The organism is Desulfovibrio sp. 6_1_46AFAA, assembly GCF_000224635.1.
Taxonomy (GTDB): Bacteria; Desulfobacterota; Desulfovibrionia; order Desulfovibrionales; family Desulfovibrionaceae; genus Desulfovibrio; species Desulfovibrio fairfieldensis.
Genome location: NZ_JH114302.1, coordinates 448568 through 465542, shown reverse-complemented (window position 1 = coordinate 465542; position 16975 = coordinate 448568). Strand labels below are relative to the sequence as shown.

The 16975-nt window shown below is 62.6% G+C and carries 13 protein-coding genes; 7 read left to right on the top strand and 6 right to left on the bottom strand.

The features are described 5' to 3' along the window. Nucleotides 1-296 precede the first annotated feature (296 nt). From HMPREF1022_RS08715 to HMPREF1022_RS08685, 7 genes are all read left to right on the top strand, one after another. Complete coding sequence (locus HMPREF1022_RS08715; protein ID WP_008682206.1) at nucleotides 297-614, top strand: TusE/DsrC/DsvC family sulfur relay protein; 318 nt, start codon at nucleotides 297-299, stop codon at nucleotides 612-614. A 428-nt stretch (nucleotides 615-1042) separates the two neighbouring features. Next, nucleotides 1043-3481 carry a penicillin-binding protein 1A gene (locus tag HMPREF1022_RS08710; RefSeq protein WP_009302821.1) on the top strand — a complete coding sequence of 813 codons (2439 nt, stop codon included), beginning with the start codon at nucleotides 1043-1045 and terminating at the stop codon, nucleotides 3479-3481. A 37-nt stretch (nucleotides 3482-3518) separates the two neighbouring features. Further along, entirely contained in the window at nucleotides 3519-4319 is an 801-nt protein-coding gene (locus HMPREF1022_RS08705) for a substrate-binding periplasmic protein (protein WP_009302820.1), read from the top strand. Between the two features lie 17 nt (nucleotides 4320-4336). Further along, a complete protein-coding gene (locus HMPREF1022_RS08700) occupies nucleotides 4337-5950 on the top strand; it encodes a GGDEF domain-containing protein (protein WP_009302819.1) in 1614 nt (537 codons plus the stop codon). Nucleotides 5951-6003: 53 nt separating this feature from the next. After that, nucleotides 6004-6891 (top strand): tRNA (adenine-N1)-methyltransferase, encoded by an 888-nt coding sequence (locus HMPREF1022_RS08695; protein WP_009302818.1) that lies wholly within the window; start codon nucleotides 6004-6006, stop codon nucleotides 6889-6891. Then, nucleotides 6888-7214, top strand: a complete 327-nt coding sequence (locus HMPREF1022_RS08690; protein ID WP_008682217.1) for a DMT family transporter — start codon at nucleotides 6888-6890, stop codon at nucleotides 7212-7214. Before HMPREF1022_RS08695 ends, HMPREF1022_RS08690 begins: the two co-directional genes overlap by 4 nt. A gap of 347 nt (nucleotides 7215-7561) precedes the next feature. Beyond that, nucleotides 7562-9757, top strand: a complete 2196-nt coding sequence (locus tag HMPREF1022_RS08685; protein WP_009302817.1) for a putative bifunctional diguanylate cyclase/phosphodiesterase — start codon at nucleotides 7562-7564, stop codon at nucleotides 9755-9757. A 123-nt stretch (nucleotides 9758-9880) separates the two neighbouring features. On the opposite strand, the gene HMPREF1022_RS08680 is transcribed toward HMPREF1022_RS08685, so the two are convergent. From HMPREF1022_RS08680 to HMPREF1022_RS08655, 6 genes are all read right to left on the bottom strand, one after another. Continuing rightward, nucleotides 9881-10561 carry a GntR family transcriptional regulator gene (locus tag HMPREF1022_RS08680; RefSeq protein ID WP_009302816.1) on the bottom strand — a complete coding sequence of 227 codons (681 nt, stop codon included), beginning with the start codon at nucleotides 10559-10561 and terminating at the stop codon, nucleotides 9881-9883. A 204-nt stretch (nucleotides 10562-10765) separates the two neighbouring features. Further along, nucleotides 10766-12052: a phosphopyruvate hydratase gene (gene eno, locus HMPREF1022_RS08675; RefSeq protein ID WP_009302815.1), complete on the bottom strand. Its 1287-nt coding sequence runs from the start codon at nucleotides 12050-12052 to the stop codon at nucleotides 10766-10768. A gap of 28 nt (nucleotides 12053-12080) precedes the next feature. Further along, nucleotides 12081-13463, bottom strand: coding sequence for a glycerate kinase type-2 family protein (locus tag HMPREF1022_RS08670; protein ID WP_232221580.1), 1383 nt, complete (start codon nucleotides 13461-13463; stop codon nucleotides 12081-12083). A gap of 63 nt (nucleotides 13464-13526) precedes the next feature. Beyond that, the gene (locus HMPREF1022_RS08665; RefSeq protein WP_008682226.1) at nucleotides 13527-14492 is read right to left on the bottom strand and encodes a Bug family tripartite tricarboxylate transporter substrate binding protein; all 966 of its coding nucleotides are present in this window, start codon (nucleotides 14490-14492) and stop codon (nucleotides 13527-13529) included. 98 nt (nucleotides 14493-14590) lie between these two features. Then, a complete protein-coding gene (locus HMPREF1022_RS08660; RefSeq protein ID WP_009302813.1) occupies nucleotides 14591-16096 on the bottom strand; it encodes a tripartite tricarboxylate transporter permease in 1506 nt (501 codons plus the stop codon). Nucleotides 16097-16134: 38 nt separating this feature from the next. After that, nucleotides 16135-16644 carry a tripartite tricarboxylate transporter TctB family protein gene (locus tag HMPREF1022_RS08655; RefSeq protein WP_008682229.1) on the bottom strand — a complete coding sequence of 170 codons (510 nt, stop codon included), beginning with the start codon at nucleotides 16642-16644 and terminating at the stop codon, nucleotides 16135-16137. Between the last annotated feature and the right edge of the window lie 331 nt (nucleotides 16645-16975).

The window sequence follows — 16975 nt, the reverse complement described above, 5'->3', positions numbered from 1 at the left end:
CGCGAAACAACGGCGTTGTAAATAAGGGCTGGGCTTGATCCGGGCCGCGTCGCCATCTGAAATAGCTATTTGGAATATATAGCAAATTTTTCCGACAAATGTGCTGGGAGACGTGAAAAAAAGTGCGCGGGGCTTGCCATCGACACCGTTTTATGACATAAGGGCTCGTGTATTGCGATTGGGTTCTCAATCGCGCTTCCAAGCGGAATTCGGCCGGGGTCGGACATTCCGGCTGGCGTAGCGCCAGGGCATATCGTCCCGGCGAGTTGAGCAATATCTGTCCAAGGAGGACACGCATGGCTGAGATCACCTATAAAGGTAAAAGCTTTGAAGTTGACGAAGATGGTTTCCTGCTGCGTTTTGACGACTGGTGCCCCGAATGGATGGAATATGTGAAGGAATCCGAAGGCATCTCCGAGATCACCCCTGATCATCAGAAGATCCTCGACTTTCTGCAGGACTACTACAAAAAGAACGGCATCGCTCCCATGGTGCGCATTCTTTCCAAAAACACCGGCTACAAGCTGAAGGAAGTGTACGAACTCTTCCCCTCCGGCCCCGGCAAAGGCGCCTGCAAAATGGCCGGCCTGCCCAAGCCCACCGGTTGCGTGTAGTCCGAGCTTCAATTTTCGGAAAAAGCGGAAGGGATATCCCTTCCGCTTTTTTTTTATTGTCCACGCTCCTTCGCCCGAGGCCTGCAACGAGCCCCCCGACGGCCAACGCCGGCTGCTTTGGGGCGTGCCGTTGCTCGCGGGCGCCCACATGGCCTTCATGGCCGTGTAGTTGCTGCGCAAGCCCGTGCCTAATTTGAAAAATCAGACACGGGGAAACAGGCCGCACTGCCCGCCCGGCTCAGCTCCCAAAGGATTTCCGGCAGAGAGCGGCCCTGCCTGACCGGTCCGTATTTTGCGGGAAACCAGCCGCGCGGCGGCTTTTTGACCAGCGCCCGCTTCGCCCGGAGCAGATGACCTTTGAAATGCTCTAACCCCGGATTTCCCCACCCGCCCTTTACGCCAAGGCAAAAAAACGGTACTGCCCTGCCATGAAGATCAGATTTTCCTGGAAAAAGCTCACCCTCTGGCTGGTGGGCATCTTTTTAGTCTGCGGTCTGGCGGGCGGCGGCGGCGCGGCCCTGCTCCTGTACTGGGCTTCCCGCGATCTGCCCAACATCACCCGCATCGCCGACTACAACCCGCCGCAGGCCACCACGGTGCTGGCCCGCGACGGTTCGGTGCTGGGCACCCTCTACCATGAAAAACGCTTCGTCATCGGCCTCAAGGACATGTCACGCTTTCTGCCCATGGCCTTCCTGGCCGCCGAGGACGACTCCTTCTACCGCCACATGGGCGTGGACCCGGTGGCCATCGCGCGCGCGGCCATCAATAACTTCCGCAAAGGCCGCGCGGGCGAGGGCGGCAGCACCATCACCCAGCAGCTCATCAAGCAACTGCTGCTGACCTCCGAGCGCAGCTACACGCGCAAGATGAAGGAAGCCATCCTGGCCTACCGCCTGGAAAAGGATCTCTCCAAGGACGAGATCCTGACCATCTACCTGAATCAGATCTACCTGGGCGAGCACGCCTACGGCGTGGAAGCCGCCGCGCGCACCTATTTCGGCAAGCACGCTTCGGACATCACCCTGGCCGAAAGCGCGGTCATCGCCGGTCTGCCCAAGGCCCCCAGCAGTTACAATCCCTTTCGCCATCCCGAGGCCGCCAAGGGCCGCCAGATGTACGTGCTGGGCCGCCTGCGCGACCTGAAATGGATCACCCCCCAAGAATACGAACAGGCCGCGGCCGAGCCCCTGGTCTACTGGAGCATGCCCGAAGGCCAGGGCGGGGCCGCCCTCTGGTACCTGGAGGAAGCCCGCCGTCTGCTCATCGAATTTTTCACCGAGCATAACCTCAAGGCCTTGGGAGTGGACACCCGCAAGTACGGCGAGGACTACGTCTATGAAGCGGGCCTTACCGTGCGCACGGCCATGGTGCCCGCCCAGCAGGCTGCCGCGGGCCATGCCCTGCGGCGCGGCCTGGAGGAACTGGACAAGCGCCAGGGCTGGCGCGGCCCCCTGGAACAGCTGGATGCCGAAAAGCAGCACGCCTTTCTGGAAGCCAGCTCCTTTACGCCCCTGGATCTGGCGGGCGAGTCCTGGGTCAAGGCCGTGGTCACCGCCGTGGACGCCAAGGAAGCCCGCGTGAACCTGGGCAAGGGCTATACCGGCGTCATCCCGGTGGCCAACATGTCCTGGGCGCGCAAGCCCAATCCCAAAGTGGCGGGCATCTACGCCCCGGCAATCAAGGACGCCAAGCTGGTGCTCAGCCCCGGCGACCTGATCTGGGTTTCCGCCGCGCCGCGCAAAACCACCATAACCAACGCCAAGGGCCGCAAAGAACAGCAGACCGTGCCCTTTGACGCCGCCGAGGTCAAAAAGAACGCGCCCGTTCCCCTGCTGTTACAGCAGGAACCGGCCGTACAGGGGGCTCTGGCCTCCCTGGAGCCGCAGAGCGGCGACGTGGTGGCCCTGATCGGCGGCTTCCAGTTCGGCGACAGCCATTTCAACCGCGCCACCCAGGCCCGCCGACAGCCCGGTTCCAGCTTCAAGCCCGTGGTTTATTCCACAGCCATGGATTTCGGATTCACGCCGTCTTCCATCGTGCTGGACGCGCCTTTCGTCTACGTGAACCCCTACACCAACGAGGTCTGGCGACCCTCCAACTACGAGCACAACTACAAGGGCGAGCTGCCCCTGCATCAGGCCCTGGCCCTGTCGCGCAATACCAGCACCGTGCGCGTGGCCCAGCAAGTGGGCATCGCCAATGTGATTCAGCGGGCCAAGGCTCTGGGCCTGGAGCCCAGCTTTCCGCAGGAGCTTTCCGTGAGCCTGGGCGCGGTGGCCGTGTCCCCGCTCAACCTGACCCAGGCCTACGCGGCCTTTGCCAACCAGGGCCTGGGCGTGCGCCCCCGGATCATCACCTCCATCACGGACGCCCAGGGCCGCGAACTTTACCGCCAGGACGAGGAACACTGGCAGGCCGTCAGCCCCCAGAACGCCTATATCATGGCGACGCTGCTCAAAAACGTGGTCAATGCCGGCACCGGCTCGCGCGCCAGGATCGAAGGCCGCTTCATCGCGGGCAAAACCGGCACCACCAATGACGAGCACGACGCATGGTTCGTGGGCTTCACGCCCTACCTGGTCACCGGCGTCTATGTGGGCTACGACCAGTTGCAGTCCCTGGGCCGCCTGGAACAGGGCGGCCGCACGGCCGCGCCCATCTTCCGCTATTACCGCAGTGTGGTGGAGGAGTTGTACGAACCCAAGGACTTCACCATGCCCGAGGGCATCGTCATGTCCGGCGGCTTCGCCTACCGGGCGGACATGCCCCTGCAGGGAGCTTCGGCCACGGACGCCGGCGCCCAGGACGGCACGGTGGTGGACACCTCCGAAGGCGGCGAAGACCTGATGCGTCAGATGTTCTGATACGCCGCTCTCAACGCACTTTTCCTGGAGAACGCGCATGCCTCTTTTTCCCTGCCGCCGGGTTTGCATCCCGCTTCTGCTTTGCGCCTGCGCGCTGGCCGCTTTTTTCCTTCGGGAGCGCATCCTGCCCGCCGGGGCGGAAAAAGCCGCGCCTGCCGTGTTGCGCGTGGGCCTGGAAGACCATTATCCGCCCATGGCCTTCACGGACGCGCAGGGGAAGCACACCGGCTTTGACCGCGACATGGCCGAAGCCCTCTGCCGTCAGATCGACGCCCGTTGCGAGTTCGTCATCGAACCGTTCGACGACCTGCTGCAAAAGATGATCAGTGGCGGGCTGGATGTGATGATCGCCGGGCTGGCCGCCCTGCCGGAGCGCAGACAATACATGGAGTTTACGGAACCGTATTACAGGTCCAGCACCATCTACATCGGGCGGCCCGGCCTGCCGGTCACCAAGGAGGGTTTGCGCGGCAAACGGCTCGGCGCGCAGACCGGTTCCATGCAACTGGATATTCTGAAGAAAGAATGGTCGGATGTGGCCACAGTGGTCGAAGCGCCGTTTGCGGACCTTTTCGGCATGCTGGCCGGGGGCGAGGTGGACGTGGTGCTGGCCGACGCCCTGGCCTGTTACGATTTCCTGAAAAGCCGGGCGGGAAAGGATTTCGGCATGGTGGGAGACCCTCTGCAGATCAACGACGTGCTGAGCCTGGCCCGCATCGGCGTGCGCAAGGGCGACCGTGAGCTGACTGCGTCTCTGAACAAGGCCCTCATGACCATGCGCGTCAACGGCGAGTACAACCGCATCACCAGAAAATATTTCCCCTTCAACATTTATTGAGCACTGTCGCGCAGCGCATGGATACCCGAGAAACAGCGGCGCCCCCGCCACGATCTTCCGACGGACGGGCCGAGAGGTTCCACCGGATCGGCACTTACCGTTTCATCGCCCTGGCACTTCTGCCCACGGTCTGCCTACTGGCCCTCGTCTACTGGTATGTCGACGACAATCTCCAGGAAATCAAAACCGCCGCCGAAAGCACCAATCAGGTCCATCTGCCGGGCATTCTCAAGAATCAACGCACCCTGATCAATATCGAGAGCCTGCGCCGCTACGTGGAAACAGTCTACAACGCCTCCGACGCCGAGATACGCCGGGATGCCCTGGTCAACGCGCTGGCGCTGGCCACGGAGTCGGTATTTGAGGCCAATTCCCGTTTTGTGGAATACGCAACCTCGGCCAAGTCCCTGCTGTACGCGCTGGATGCTGTGAAAAAACGCAGCGACCGCGCGCAAGAGGAACTGGCGCGAGCCGCGCGCCTTTTTGTCCAGACTGAGGCACGCCTCGGCGTTTACGCCGGAGAGGACAGGCATGAGGCCATGCCCTCGGAGGATGATGCGCGCGTGTCGGAACGCGTGCTTGCCTATTGCGGAAAACTCCGCGCCGCGCCCGGAACCCTTCCGCGGGCGCTCGCCCAGTGCGTCACCCTGCGCGAAAGCCGCCGGGCTATGGAAAAGGCCCGGCAACGCCATTCCGATGCCGACACGGAGGCCCGTGAACTATGGAAACAGTTTGACCAGCTTTTACGGAAACTGAGCGACCTCGCCTCGTCGAAGGAGGCGGAAGCAACCCACTGGGCCATGGAATACATCAGCAAATCGGTCCGGCGCACGCATTTCGTCTTTTACCTTTCGGGCGTGCTCATTGTCCTGATTTTCTGCGTCTTCATCCTGGTCCTGCACCGTTACATCCTCTCGCCCCTGACCCTGGCCTCGCGCTCTCTGCGGCGCATCCGCGACGGAGGCCGCGTGGAAGACCTGCCGCCCGTGCGCGTGCGCGAACTGCAGGACATGCTCAATATCTTGCCCGTGGTGAGCAGGCATGTTACGGACCTTTCCGCCCGTTCCGGCCTGCTGGAGCAGGAAAAGGACAGGTTCAGAAATCTCAGCCTGGTGGACGGCCTGACCGGCGCGGGCAACCGCCGCCATTTCGACGCCTGCCTGGCCAGAAGCGACCGGGACCGCCCGCTGGCCCTGCTCATGCTTGATGTGGACATGTTCAAACTCTATAACGACGCTTACGGGCATCTGGCGGGCGACAGCGCGCTCATAGCCGTTGCCCGGACCATGCTCGAAGAGCTGCGGGGTTCCGTGGACCAAGCCTTCCGCTACGGCGGCGAAGAATTCTGCGCGCTGTTGCCCGGCGTTTCCGCCGCCGAGGCGCTGGCTGTGGGGGAACGCTTGCGCAAGCGCATCCAGAACCTCCGGATCCCGCATCAAAGCTCGTCCGTGGCCCCGCATCTGACGGTCAGCATCGGCGTGGCTCTGCGCGAGGCGGGCAGCCCCATGAGCAATCAGGAGTTGACGGAATACGCGGACAAAGCCCTGTATCGGGCCAAAACCTCCGGCCGCAACCAGGTCTGTTTCTACAACCCCGTCGCATTTTCGCTTCCAGGCGAAACGGCGCTGTAACGGAATGTAACGGCCGGGCATTGACGCACGGCTTTGCGACAGAAAGGAAAAGCATGATTCCCTACGGCTCGTTAGTGGTCTTTGTGACCCCCAAGGGCAGACGCTACATCAAACGGCTGGAAGAAGGCCGGGACTGGCACAGCAACGACGGCACCCTGCCCGCCGCCCAGGTAGCGGCCCTGGATTTCGGTTCGGAAACCAGCACCACGCTGGGCGTTCCCATCCGCGTGCTGGAGGCCACGCTCTTTGACCGCCTCCAGGGCATCAAGCGCCAGACCCAGATCATCTACGCCAAGGACATCGCCTATATCTGCCTGCGCCTGGGGGCCGGGCCGGGCCGCACCATCATTGAGGCGGGCTGCGGTTCCGGCGGCCTGACCGTGGGCTTTTCCTGGTTCTGCGGGCCCACCGGCAAAGTAGTCAGCCACGACGCGCGCGAGGAATTCACCCGCCTGGCCCGCCGCAATCTGGACTGGGCCGGGGTGGGCGGCAATGTGGAGCTGCACCACCAGGATGTGGCCGAAGGCTTTGCAGTCAGCGGGGCAGACGCGCTCTTTCTGGACGTGCGCACCCCCTGGGAATATCTGAAACAGGCCGTCGAAGCCGTGAAACCCGGCGCGAGCCTTGGCTTTCTGCTGCCCACGGTGGATCAGGTCGGCAAGCTCCTGCTGGGCCTGGAGCAGGGTCCCTTCGCGGAAACCGAGGTCTGCGAAATCCTGATCCGCCGCTGGAAGCCCGTGGCCGACCGGCTGCGGCCCGAGGACAGAATGACCGCGCACACCGGCTTTCTGGTCTTCTGCCGCCAGCAGGAATGCAGCGAGGATTTTGAATCCCGGCGGCCCATGGGCACGCGCGAGCGCAAACAGGAAGCCGCCCGCCTGGCCCGCCTGGGCCTGACCGCCCCCGGCGCGGACGCGATGCCGGACGGAGACGAGGCATGAACCCCTGGATTGTGCTGATCGCCGCCGGGCTGTTTGAAATCGGCTGGCCCCTGGGCTTCAAGCTGGCCCAGACCGCGCCCGCCTGGCGCGCGGCCGCCATCGCCCTCTCGGTCCTGAGCATGGCTGCCAGCGGCTGGCTGCTGTTCCTGGCCCAGAAGCATATCCCCATCGGCACGGCCTATGCGGTCTGGACGGGTATCGGCGCGGCGGGCACCTTTCTGATCGGCGTGGCCGTGTTCGGCGACGCCCTGAACTGGGGCCGGGTTCTGGGCGTGCTGATGATCGTGGGCGGGGTCATCGTGCTCAAAACCGTCAGCCCGTAGCTCCTCCGACAGGGGAACCGAACTTAGAGCGGATTACCTTTGAAACATATATTGTTTCAAAGGGGTCATTCAGGCAAAAAACGCGGTTTTTGCCTGAATCCACGCCGTGTTGCTCTCGATACGCCTTTTGGGCTACAGGCACGGCCCTACGAGCCGCCCGCCGGGTCGGTCTTCGCGGCGCGCCTCACCGTGTTCGACGTTAGAGCCTTTTGATATTGAAAATATTTCAACGCTCTGTGCGGATTTTCCGTGGAAAGCCGCACCGCGAAATTATCGCAAGGCGAATGTACTTCGTCGTTAAGCAATAATTTCAAGCGCAAACGGTTCTAAAGGAGAGGCCGCGCGATATGCGTTCTCTTTTCGTCATTCTGCTCATTCTGAGCGTTCTGGCCATACTGTTCTCGGTTCGGGAAGTGCGGACCGTCTACGAGCGCGTGCAAAACCAGGTGGAGGTGGAACGCAGCAGACGGCTGAGCGAGGAACAGAGCCAGACGCTTGCGGACGCCTCCGATTACCTGACCCAGGAAGTCTGGCGCTTCATCGCCAACAAAAACGCGGAGTATCTGCGCAATTACTGGCATGAAGTCACCATTCTGAAACGCCGGGAAAAGGTCCTTGATCAGCTTGCGGCGCTGCACCTGACCGCCGAGGAAAGCGCGCTGGTCAACGCCGCCAAAAAGGCATCCGACGACCTTGTGGCCAGGGAAGCCTGGGCCATGCGCCTGGTGGCGGAAAGCATCGGCATGAAAAAAGCGGATATGCCGCCCGAGCTGGCCGCCGCCCGCCGGAACAGCCGGGAGGCGCAACTCTCGGCGGACCAAAAAGCCGTGCTCGCCATGAGTTTCATCTTCGGCCCGATCTACATGCAGAACAAGCAGATCATTCGCGACGACCTGCAGGAATTCCGGCAGAAACTTCAGAACCGGAAAAACGCGGAACTGGCGCGGGCCGCAACGGCCACCGAACACGCACTTTTCTCGGCGCAGGTGTCCAATGCCGTGGTGTTGGCGCTGCTGGCCGTTCTGCTGCTCTGCTTCTATGCCCTGACGCTGCGGCCGTTCAACCGCTACCTGACCAGCCTGCGGAAAATCGAAAAAGGCGCTCCCGCTCTTCTGACACCCGAGGGTTCCAGGGAAATGCGGGGCTTCGCCCTTGTTTTCAACAAGATCTACAACGAGTGGCAGGCCCAGAACCGACGCCTCACGGAACTGAACGCCACGGACTATCTGACCGGGCTGCCCAACCGCAGGAGTCTGGAAGAATACCTGGAAAAGGCCATTGCGCGCGGCAGCGGAAATCTGGGCGTGGTCATGGCGGATATCGACGCCTTCAAATCCTTCAATGACGCCTATGGGCATATGGCCGGGGACCAGGTCCTGGCGGGCATCGCCCGCTGCCTGCAAGACGCCGTGCCGAAGGGCAAGGGGCTGGTCAGCCGCTTGAGCGGCGAGGAATTCGTCATCGTGCTGCCGGACGCCGACGCGGAAAGCATCAACCAGGTGGCGGAAACCATTCTGCGGAACATTCAGAAGCAGAACCTGCGGCATGACATCGTGCCGCTCACGGACACCCACGTCACCCTCAGCATGGGCAGCATCCTCTGGGAACGGAAAGAGCCGCACACGCCGCGTGAACTGATTTATCAGGCCGACCTGGCGCTCTCCCAGGCCAAAAAAAACGGCCGGGACCAGCATGTGCTCTTTTCCGAAAAGGATTACACCTTCCGCCTGCTGCAAAACAGCCGCAGTCATGACCTTGAAGTGGAATCCGCAATGCACGAGGCCCTGAACCAGCGGGAATTCGTGCCCTATTTCCAGCCCAAGGTCGATCTGAAATCGGGCAGGATTCTCGGCGCGGAGGCCCTGGTCCGCTGGCTGCACCCTCAAAAGGGCCTGCTGTTCCCGGATTATTTCATTCCGGTCTTTGAGCGCAACGGCTTCATCAAGCGGATTGATCTGTATATGTTCGAGGAAGTCTGCAAGATACTGCGCAACCGCCTTGACTCCGGCAAGCCGGTCGTGCCCGTTGCCTGCAATTTCTCCAGGCTGCATTTCATTGATGAAAACTTCGCGGAGCGCCTGAAAAGCATTGCGGACCGCCATGCGATCCCCCATGCCTTTCTGGAAATCGAAATCACGGAAAGCGCCCTGATGGACGATCCCGATGCCATCATCCAGCAGAACCGCAAGCTGCGGGAAAGCGGCTTCACCGTGGCCATCGACGACTTCGGCGTGGGCTATTCCTCTCTGGGCCTGTTACAGGACCTCCCGGCGGACGTGCTCAAAATCGACCGCTGCTTTGTGCAGCGGGACCTGACCGAGCGCAAAAGCATCATGATCATTCGCGGCATTGTCCAGATCGCCAAAACATTCGGCCTCAAAATTGTCTGCGAGGGCGTCGAAACCAAGGAGCAGCAGGACATCCTGAGTGAAACGGGCTGTGATCTGGGCCAGGGCTATTATTACTCGCGGCCGGTTGAACTCGCCAAGCTGGAATCCCTGCTGGACGGGCAAGGCTTTCCGGCAACGCCTGCCGGGGGCTAGAGCATTTTGCGCTTGAAATTATCGCTTAACGGCGAAGTACATTCGCCTTGCGATAATTTCGCGATGCGGCTTTCCACGGAAAATCCGCACGGAGCGTTGGGATATTTTCAATATCAAAAAACTCTAACCTTCCCTGTCTCCCTTGTTCCGGCGCAGGCTGAGCAGGCTGGCCTTGCCGCGTTGCAGATGGGCGCGCAGCTCCCCGGACGCGGCCGCCACATCTCCGGAAGCGATCAGGGTGCAGAGCCGCTGGTGATTTCTGCACATCTGGCTCATGGATTCCACGTGCAACTCTTCGTTGAGCAGGATCTGGATTTTGGTGGAAAGGGTCAGCCAGGTCCGATAGAGCACGCTGTTGCCGGAGAGCTGGCAGAGCGTCTCGTGGAATTCAAAATCGTTGCGCAGAAAGTCCTCGCGCGAGGGCTCGGTGGCGGCGTCCATGGCGCTGATGATGGCGCTCAGCCGGGCCGCGATCCCGGCGACGTCCCCGCGCATGGCCAGGGACAGGGCGTGGGCCTCCAGCAGTTCGCGGATCTCGTAGGTCTCCACGATCTCCGTGCTGTCCGGTATGCTGATGAACGCCCCCTTGTAGGGCTCAATGGTCACCAGTCCCTCGCACTCCAGACTGGCGAAGGCTTCCCGAACGGGAAAGCGGCTCATGCCCATTTTTTCCGAAAGCTCCTGCTCAATAAGCCGGCTTCCGGATTTCAGCTTGCCGGAAAGAATGGCCCGCTTGATCTGCTGCACGGCCCTGTCCCGCAATGTGGGCCGCGATTCCTTGGTAAAGACGTATCCCGCTCCCATGACCCTTTCCCTACCCCTTCTCTGGGCTCTTTTCCGCCCGTGCCCGGTGGGCGCGCACCGCGCCCGCCATACCACGCATAGTATAGAGCAGGCCGTTCTATTCGGCAATGAATACAGACCGTCCGTTTTCCCGGCGCGATCCGGGGCTCGTCCCTCTCCTGGCCGAAGGAAGCGCTGATCAGAGCATTTCAAAGTTGAAATGCTCTAACGGACCAGCCAGCGCCGCACCTCCTCCCCGCTGATCAAGCGCGCGGCGGCCCCCATGCTTTCCTCGATGCGGATCAGATTATTCTGCTGCTGGGTGCGTTCGCCGGTCTGGGGTGCGCCGACCTTCATCAGCCTCGCGCCCACGGCCAAGCCCAGTTCCGCCGTGGGGTCGTCGGGCGAGGTGGCCGCGCGCTGCGAGGGGATCACCTCCATGCCGTGGGCCACGGCATATCTGGCGGCATCCAGGGCCTCGCTGACGCTGCCGATCATATTGGGTTTGAAAATCATGGCCCCGGCCGCGTTGAGGGCCGCGCCCACGGCCAGCCGCCGCACGCTGGTCACAAAGAGGTCGTCCCCGCAGATCAGGGTGGGCACGGCCGTGTTCAGCCGGGCGAAGCCTTCGAAATCGTCCTCATGCAGGGGGTCCTCCAGCATGAAGATGGGGAAGTCGCGCACCAGCTCCGTGAAATAGTCGATCATCTCCGTGGTGTCGAACCGCCCGAAATTCAGGTTGTAGCGCCCGCTTTCCGGATCGAAAAGATGGCTGGTGGCGCAATCCAGGCTGAGCACGAAGCGGTCCGCATAGCCCGCCTCTTCCACGGCGGCCCAGAGCGTGGCCAACACCTCGCGCGGGTCCGCCGACGGCGCGCCGATGCCGCCCAGATGGCCGGGCCGGTAGGCCGCGGCGCCGTGGCGTTTCCTGATCACTTCCGGCAGGCGCTGCAAGACCTCCACGCCCATGCGCATGGCCTCGGCGAAACTTTTGGCGCCCGCCGGAGCCGCGTGAAATTCCTGGAAATCCGTGGGCGCCGCGGAATAAGGCCCGCCGTTGATCATGTTGAAAAGCGGCAGGGGCAGGGTGTCGCACAGCGCGCCGCCGAGATACTGATACAGCGGCACTTCCCGATGCAGCGCGCCCAGCCGGGCCACGGCCAGGGACACGCTGCAGATGGTGTTGCCGCCCAGCGCGGACTTGTCCGGCGTGCCGTCCAGCTCCAGCAGGGTCCGGTCCACGGCGCGCTGGTCCCGGCAGTCCAGACCCCGGAGCGCCGGAAGAATCCGCTCCTCCACCAGCCGGATGGGCCCCAGCACGCCCATGCCGCCGTAGCGCGGCCCGCCGTCCCGCACGACGGCAACCTCATGCGCGCCCGCCGAAATGCCGAAGGAGGCCGAGGCCCGGCCCAGGCGGCCGTCCTCGCTGAGCACATCCACTTCCAGTACCGGGCAGCCCTTGTTGTTGAGAACTTCCCGCGCCTTCATGCCGCTGATGCAGTAACTTTTCATGCTCTTTCCCGTCCGCCCGGCCGGATCGTCAGGCAATATAGATGATGTTCAGATCACAGAGATTGGTGCCCGTGTTGCCCGTTTCCAGCTGGTCGCCCACGGCGGTCAGAGCCGGGCAACAGTCGTGCCCGTCCAGGGCCGCAAGAATGTCCACGCGCGCGGCGCGGCAGCGTTCCAGGGTGGTGCCGTCGGTGACGGCTCCGGCCAGCGTCGTGGGGCCGTCCGTGCCCTCGGTTTCGATGGCCGCGATGCCCACCCCGGCAAGACCGGCCACCTCCCTGGCGAAGGACAGGGCCAGTTCCTGCGAGGGGCCGCCGCTGCCCGCCGGGCCGTTCAGGCGCACCGTGGTTTCACCGGCGGCCACCAGCACGCAGGGCGGGGCAAAGGGCTCGCCCCGGTCCCGGACCTCACGGGCGACGGCCGCCAGAAACATGCCTGCCTGACGCGAATCCCCCTCCAGGCCGGAGGTCAGCACATGCACCGGCAAGTGTTCCGCGCGGGCCGCGTCCACGGCCGCCGCGCAGGCGTCGGGCAGGCCCTGGATCACAAAATTGCTCACCCCCGGCAAAGGGCTTTTGGGCGTCTCGGTCAGTTGCGGCCCCCGCCGCAGATGCTCCAGTACCGAATTCGGCGCGGCGGCGAGCAGCCTGTAACGCTCAAGAATGTTCCAGGCGTCCAGAAAGGTGGTAGGGTCCAGGCCGATCTGGGTGCCGGTATAGGCCACGGGCACGCGCGGCGTGCCCACGGCCGTGTCGCCCACCCGGTCGGACAGGATCAGGTTGAGCATCCGCGCGCCCGAAGCCGAAACCCGCTGGGCCAGGCGGCCGCCGTTCACGGCCGAGACATGCCGCCGCACGGTGTTGATTTCCAGGATGGAAGCCCCGGCCGTGAGCAGGAGCTCGGTGAGGCGGCTTTCCTCATCCACGCTGATGCCTTCCGCCGGGCAGTTCATCAGAGCCGAACTGCCGCCGCTGATCAGCGAAACCACCAGATCTCCGGAGGCGCAGCCGCCCAGCAGGTCGAGAATGCGCTGGGTGGCCCGCCGACCGCTTTCATTGGGATAGGGGTGGCCGCCCAGCGCCAGCTCAATGTGCGCAAGCTCGTCCCCCGGCTCAAGCTGTTTGACAATGACCAGGCCCCTGCTGATGCGGGCTCCCAGAATGCCTTCCAGGGAGCGGGCCATATGATTGCCCGCCTTGCCCGCGCCCACCACGAGCACGCGCCGGTAGTCGGCCAGGTTCCAGACGGTGTCGCCCACATGCAGGATGTCGCCCTCAAGCCGGACCAGCGAGGGGATCAGGCGTTCCGAATTGAGCGCCGCCAGGGCGTGATTAGCCATCCGCAGCAGCGGGCCCCGCACCAGGGGATCGCCCGTGTTCTGAAGCATGGAAGTATTCTTGATGGGCAGCATGTCCTCTTCCTTGTCATCGGCCGGCTCGGGAGGGCGGGCTTGTCCCACCCTCCCCTCCCGGTTTTACTTCTTGAGCATGTTCAGGTTTCGGAGCACCAGAGTCATTTCCGCCTGCTGTTCCTTCAACTGCCGCATCCATGCCTCACCGGCGGTGAAATCGGGCATGGCCCCCATGTTTTCAATGGCCTTGGCAAAGGCCGGGTCCTTGCTCATGTCCTCGGTGACGGCGGTGAGTTTGTCGATGATTTCCTTGGGCGTGCCCTTGGGAGCGGCTATGCCCGCCCAACCGAAATAATTGCCCTTGATGCCCAGATCCGCGAAGGTCGGCGCGTCCGGAAAGTCCTTGCTTTTGGCGCCGATGGCCAGAATCTTCAGTTTTCCGGCCCGGACCATGGGCGCATAGGTCTGGGGAAACATGAAATTCATGTCCGCATGGCCGCCCACCACCGCGTTGATGGTTTCCGCGCCGCTCTGGTATTCCACCTGCTTGAGCTGCGCGCCGGAAATGCTCTGCCAGTTGCGCATGGCAAAGGTCAGCCAGGCCGTGGCGCCGGGCGTGGCAAAGATATACTTGCCGGGATTTGTTTTGGCGTCCGCGCCGAATTCGTTGAGATCCTTCCAGGGCGCGTCGGCACGCACCACTACCGCGCAATTGGCGATCATGACCCGCGCGATGTAGGCGAAACTGTCAAAGGTATAGCCCGCGCTGGCGGTCTGGGGCAGGATCAGCACCGGTCCGGCCTGGACCAGATAGAGCGTGTAGCCGTCCGGCCGGGCCTTGGCCGCGGCCAGGGTTCCGGCCAGCCCGCCGCCGCCCGCCTTGTTCACCACCACCACGGGCTGCCCCAGGCGCTGTTTGGCGAACTCGGCCCAGACTCTGGCCGTGAGGTCGCTGTCTCCGCCGGGCCCGTAAGGCACGATGAGCTGGATAGGTTTGACCGGATAACTGCCGGCCGTTGCCACGGACGGCAAAGCGGCCGGCAGAAGAGCGCCCAGAACGCACAGGGCCGTTCGCAGAGTCTTGAACATAGCGGTCTCCAGGGTTGAGGGTTGGAGCAGTTTAATTTTTACCGTCAATCTACTCCGGGATCGAAACAGGCCGGGCCGGGGGGGGGCTGATGCCGCCTTCAGCTCTGGGCCATTTTCGCGAACCTGGCGTTGCGCAGCCGCACATGGATCACGCTGGCCACGGACAGCGCCGTGAGGATCAGCAGGCCCAGGGCGATGGGCCGCTCCACGAAAATCAAAAAACTGCCGTCGGAAATGGTCATGCTCTGGTCAAAGGCGCGTTCCAGCAGCGGTCCGAGAATGAAACCGATGATCATGGCCCCGGCGCTGTAGCCGAAGCGGCGCATGCCGTAGCCCAGAACGCCGAAGCAGATCAGGCAGACCACGTCGAACAGGCTCTGGTTGATGGAGTACGCGCCCACCACGGCGAAGACCGTCACGCCCGAAAAAATCACATGCCTGGGCAACTGAATGATTCTGATCCAGACGTTAAAACCGGCTTTGGCAATGACATAGAGCAGGATGTCGCAGATGATCAGCGAGCCGAAAATGCCGTAAACCACCTCGGTATGCTCGAAAAAGATATTCGGCCCGGGCGACAGGCCCTGGATGAAAAATGCCCCCATGAGCACGGCCGTGACGTCGTCGCCGGGGATGCCCAGCGTCAGCATGGGGATCATGGCCGATCCGGTCACCGCGTTGTTGGCGGCCTCGGGGGCCAACACGCCTTCAACCATGCCTTTGCCGAACTTTTCCGGCGTCTTGGAAGTCCGCTGGGCCTCGGAATAGGCCATGTAGGCCGCCGGGGTCACGCCCAGGCCGGGCAGAGCTCCGATAATGGAACCGATGATGGACGAGCGGAACAACAACGGCAGATTGCGCCTGAATTCCGTCCAGGTCAGGCGTCCGTTTTCGCCGCGCAAATCGATTTTAGCCAGAACCTGCCGCCGGATGCCCGCGCGGGCCTGATGGATGACCTCCGGCAGACAGAGCAGCCCGATGACCATGGGGATCAGCGCGATGCCCGACACCAGTTCGTCATGCCCGAAGGTAAAACGGATGTCCCCGGTGGTGGCCGACACCCCCACCGTGGCCAGCAGCAGGCCGAATCCCGCGCAGCTCATGCCCTTGAGCAGGGAGCGCCCGGAAATGCTGCCCACCACGGTCAGGGCCAGCAGAATCAGGGTAAACTGCTCCACGGGGCCGATCTTCAGGGTCAGGTAGGAAAGGGGCGCGGCCACGCAGATCAGCAGGATGTTGCTGAAGGTATCCCCGAACACCGAACCGGTCAGGGCCGCGTTCAGCGCCTTGCCCGCCTTGCCCTGCCGCGCCAGGGGATAGCCGTCCATGGCCGTGCACACGGCGGGCGGCGCGCCCGGCGTATTCATCAGAATGGCCGTGATGGAGCCGCCGAACATGCTGGCCTTGTAAATGCCGAGCAGCATGGGGATGCCCACCAGCGGGCTGACGTAAAAGGTCATGGGCAGCAGGATGGAAATGGCCATGATGCCCGAAATGCCGGGAATGGCCCCGAACATCAGGCCGGTGAAAATGCCCAGGGCTATGGCCCCGAGGGACTCGGGCGTCAGGACGGAAAGAAGTCCGGCGAGAATCTGCTCAATCATGCTGCCCCCTTGCCTGAAGGTTCACCCGCAACGCTTCCCTAATTCCAGAGTACCCCGACGGGGAGAATGATCTGCATGACGTGGAGCGCCAGATAATTCATGAGTACCGCGAACAAAACATAAACCACGCAGGCGAGCGCCACCCGCCGCAGGCCGAGCATCAGGGCGATGGCCAGCATGACCGGCGGCGTGGCGCAGACAAAGCCCAGCCAGTACAGACCGAGCACATAGCCGAAGAGAATGCCGATATAGATGAGCAGCGATGCCGGGCCGCCGGTCCCGGTTTCATCCCCGGCTTCATCACTGTCCGCTTCGCCGGCGGTTACGGCGAGGGACGGCCTGCGCCATTGGCGCAGATCCAGAACGAGAATCAATAGGTTGATGGCGATCAGGCAGTTGAGAACGACGGAGGGGAAAAAGTCGGGATTGATGAGCGAGGGCACCACCTGCTGCACGCATTTGTCGATGTTGGCCCGCAAAATGACCAACAGAAGCAGAAGCGCGGCGGTTATGATCAGATCAGTGCGCAAGGTCCGTGGGCAATGCATGGGTGGCCCCCTTTGTTGCTCCGTTGCCTGTGCCGAAACCGTAGCGTCATTTTGTAAGATTGTATACAATTTTAGAAAAAAATTTTGCATAAATCCCGCAAACCCAGCGCTGACGCCATAATCCGGAATTTTCGCGTTTGCCCGTCGGCCGGGCCAGAGGCCGGACGCGACGCGGCCAGCAGTATCGCTCGTGCAACGAGCCCTGAACCGGAGCATCAGGACATGGATGAAGGAAAGCTGCAAAGAAAAAAATAGAGCAAATAATGCAGGGCTTCTCAAAAGCCGGAGGAGAAAAACAGCCCGCCACCGGGCTGCGATAAGGGAAAAACGT

Bases quoted from the DNA above. Each gene is read 5' to 3' on its own strand.
- HMPREF1022_RS08680 (WP_009302816.1), bottom strand. From the start codon at position 10,561: ATGGGAGCGGGATACGTCTTTACCAAGGAATCGCGGCCCACATTGCGG.
- HMPREF1022_RS08705 (WP_009302820.1), top strand. From the start codon at position 3,519: ATGCCTCTTTTTCCCTGCCGCCGGGTTTGCATCCCGCTTCTGCTTTGC.
- HMPREF1022_RS08710 (WP_009302821.1), top strand. From the start codon at position 1,043: ATGAAGATCAGATTTTCCTGGAAAAAGCTCACCCTCTGGCTGGTGGGC.
- HMPREF1022_RS08670 (WP_232221580.1), bottom strand. From the start codon at position 13,463: ATGCTGCCCATCAAGAATACTTCCATGCTTCAGAACACGGGCGATCCC.
- HMPREF1022_RS08700 (WP_009302819.1), top strand. From the start codon at position 4,337: ATGGATACCCGAGAAACAGCGGCGCCCCCGCCACGATCTTCCGACGGA.
- HMPREF1022_RS08655 (WP_008682229.1), bottom strand. From the start codon at position 16,644: ATGCATTGCCCACGGACCTTGCGCACTGATCTGATCATAACCGCCGCG.
- HMPREF1022_RS08715 (WP_008682206.1), top strand. From the start codon at position 297: ATGGCTGAGATCACCTATAAAGGTAAAAGCTTTGAAGTTGACGAAGAT.
- HMPREF1022_RS08685 (WP_009302817.1), top strand. From the start codon at position 7,562: ATGCGTTCTCTTTTCGTCATTCTGCTCATTCTGAGCGTTCTGGCCATA.
- HMPREF1022_RS08695 (WP_009302818.1), top strand. From the start codon at position 6,004: ATGATTCCCTACGGCTCGTTAGTGGTCTTTGTGACCCCCAAGGGCAGA.
- eno (WP_009302815.1), bottom strand. From the start codon at position 12,052: ATGAAAAGTTACTGCATCAGCGGCATGAAGGCGCGGGAAGTTCTCAAC.
- HMPREF1022_RS08665 (WP_008682226.1), bottom strand. From the start codon at position 14,492: ATGTTCAAGACTCTGCGAACGGCCCTGTGCGTTCTGGGCGCTCTTCTG.
- HMPREF1022_RS08690 (WP_008682217.1), top strand. From the start codon at position 6,888: ATGAACCCCTGGATTGTGCTGATCGCCGCCGGGCTGTTTGAAATCGGC.
- HMPREF1022_RS08660 (WP_009302813.1), bottom strand. From the start codon at position 16,096: ATGATTGAGCAGATTCTCGCCGGACTTCTTTCCGTCCTGACGCCCGAG.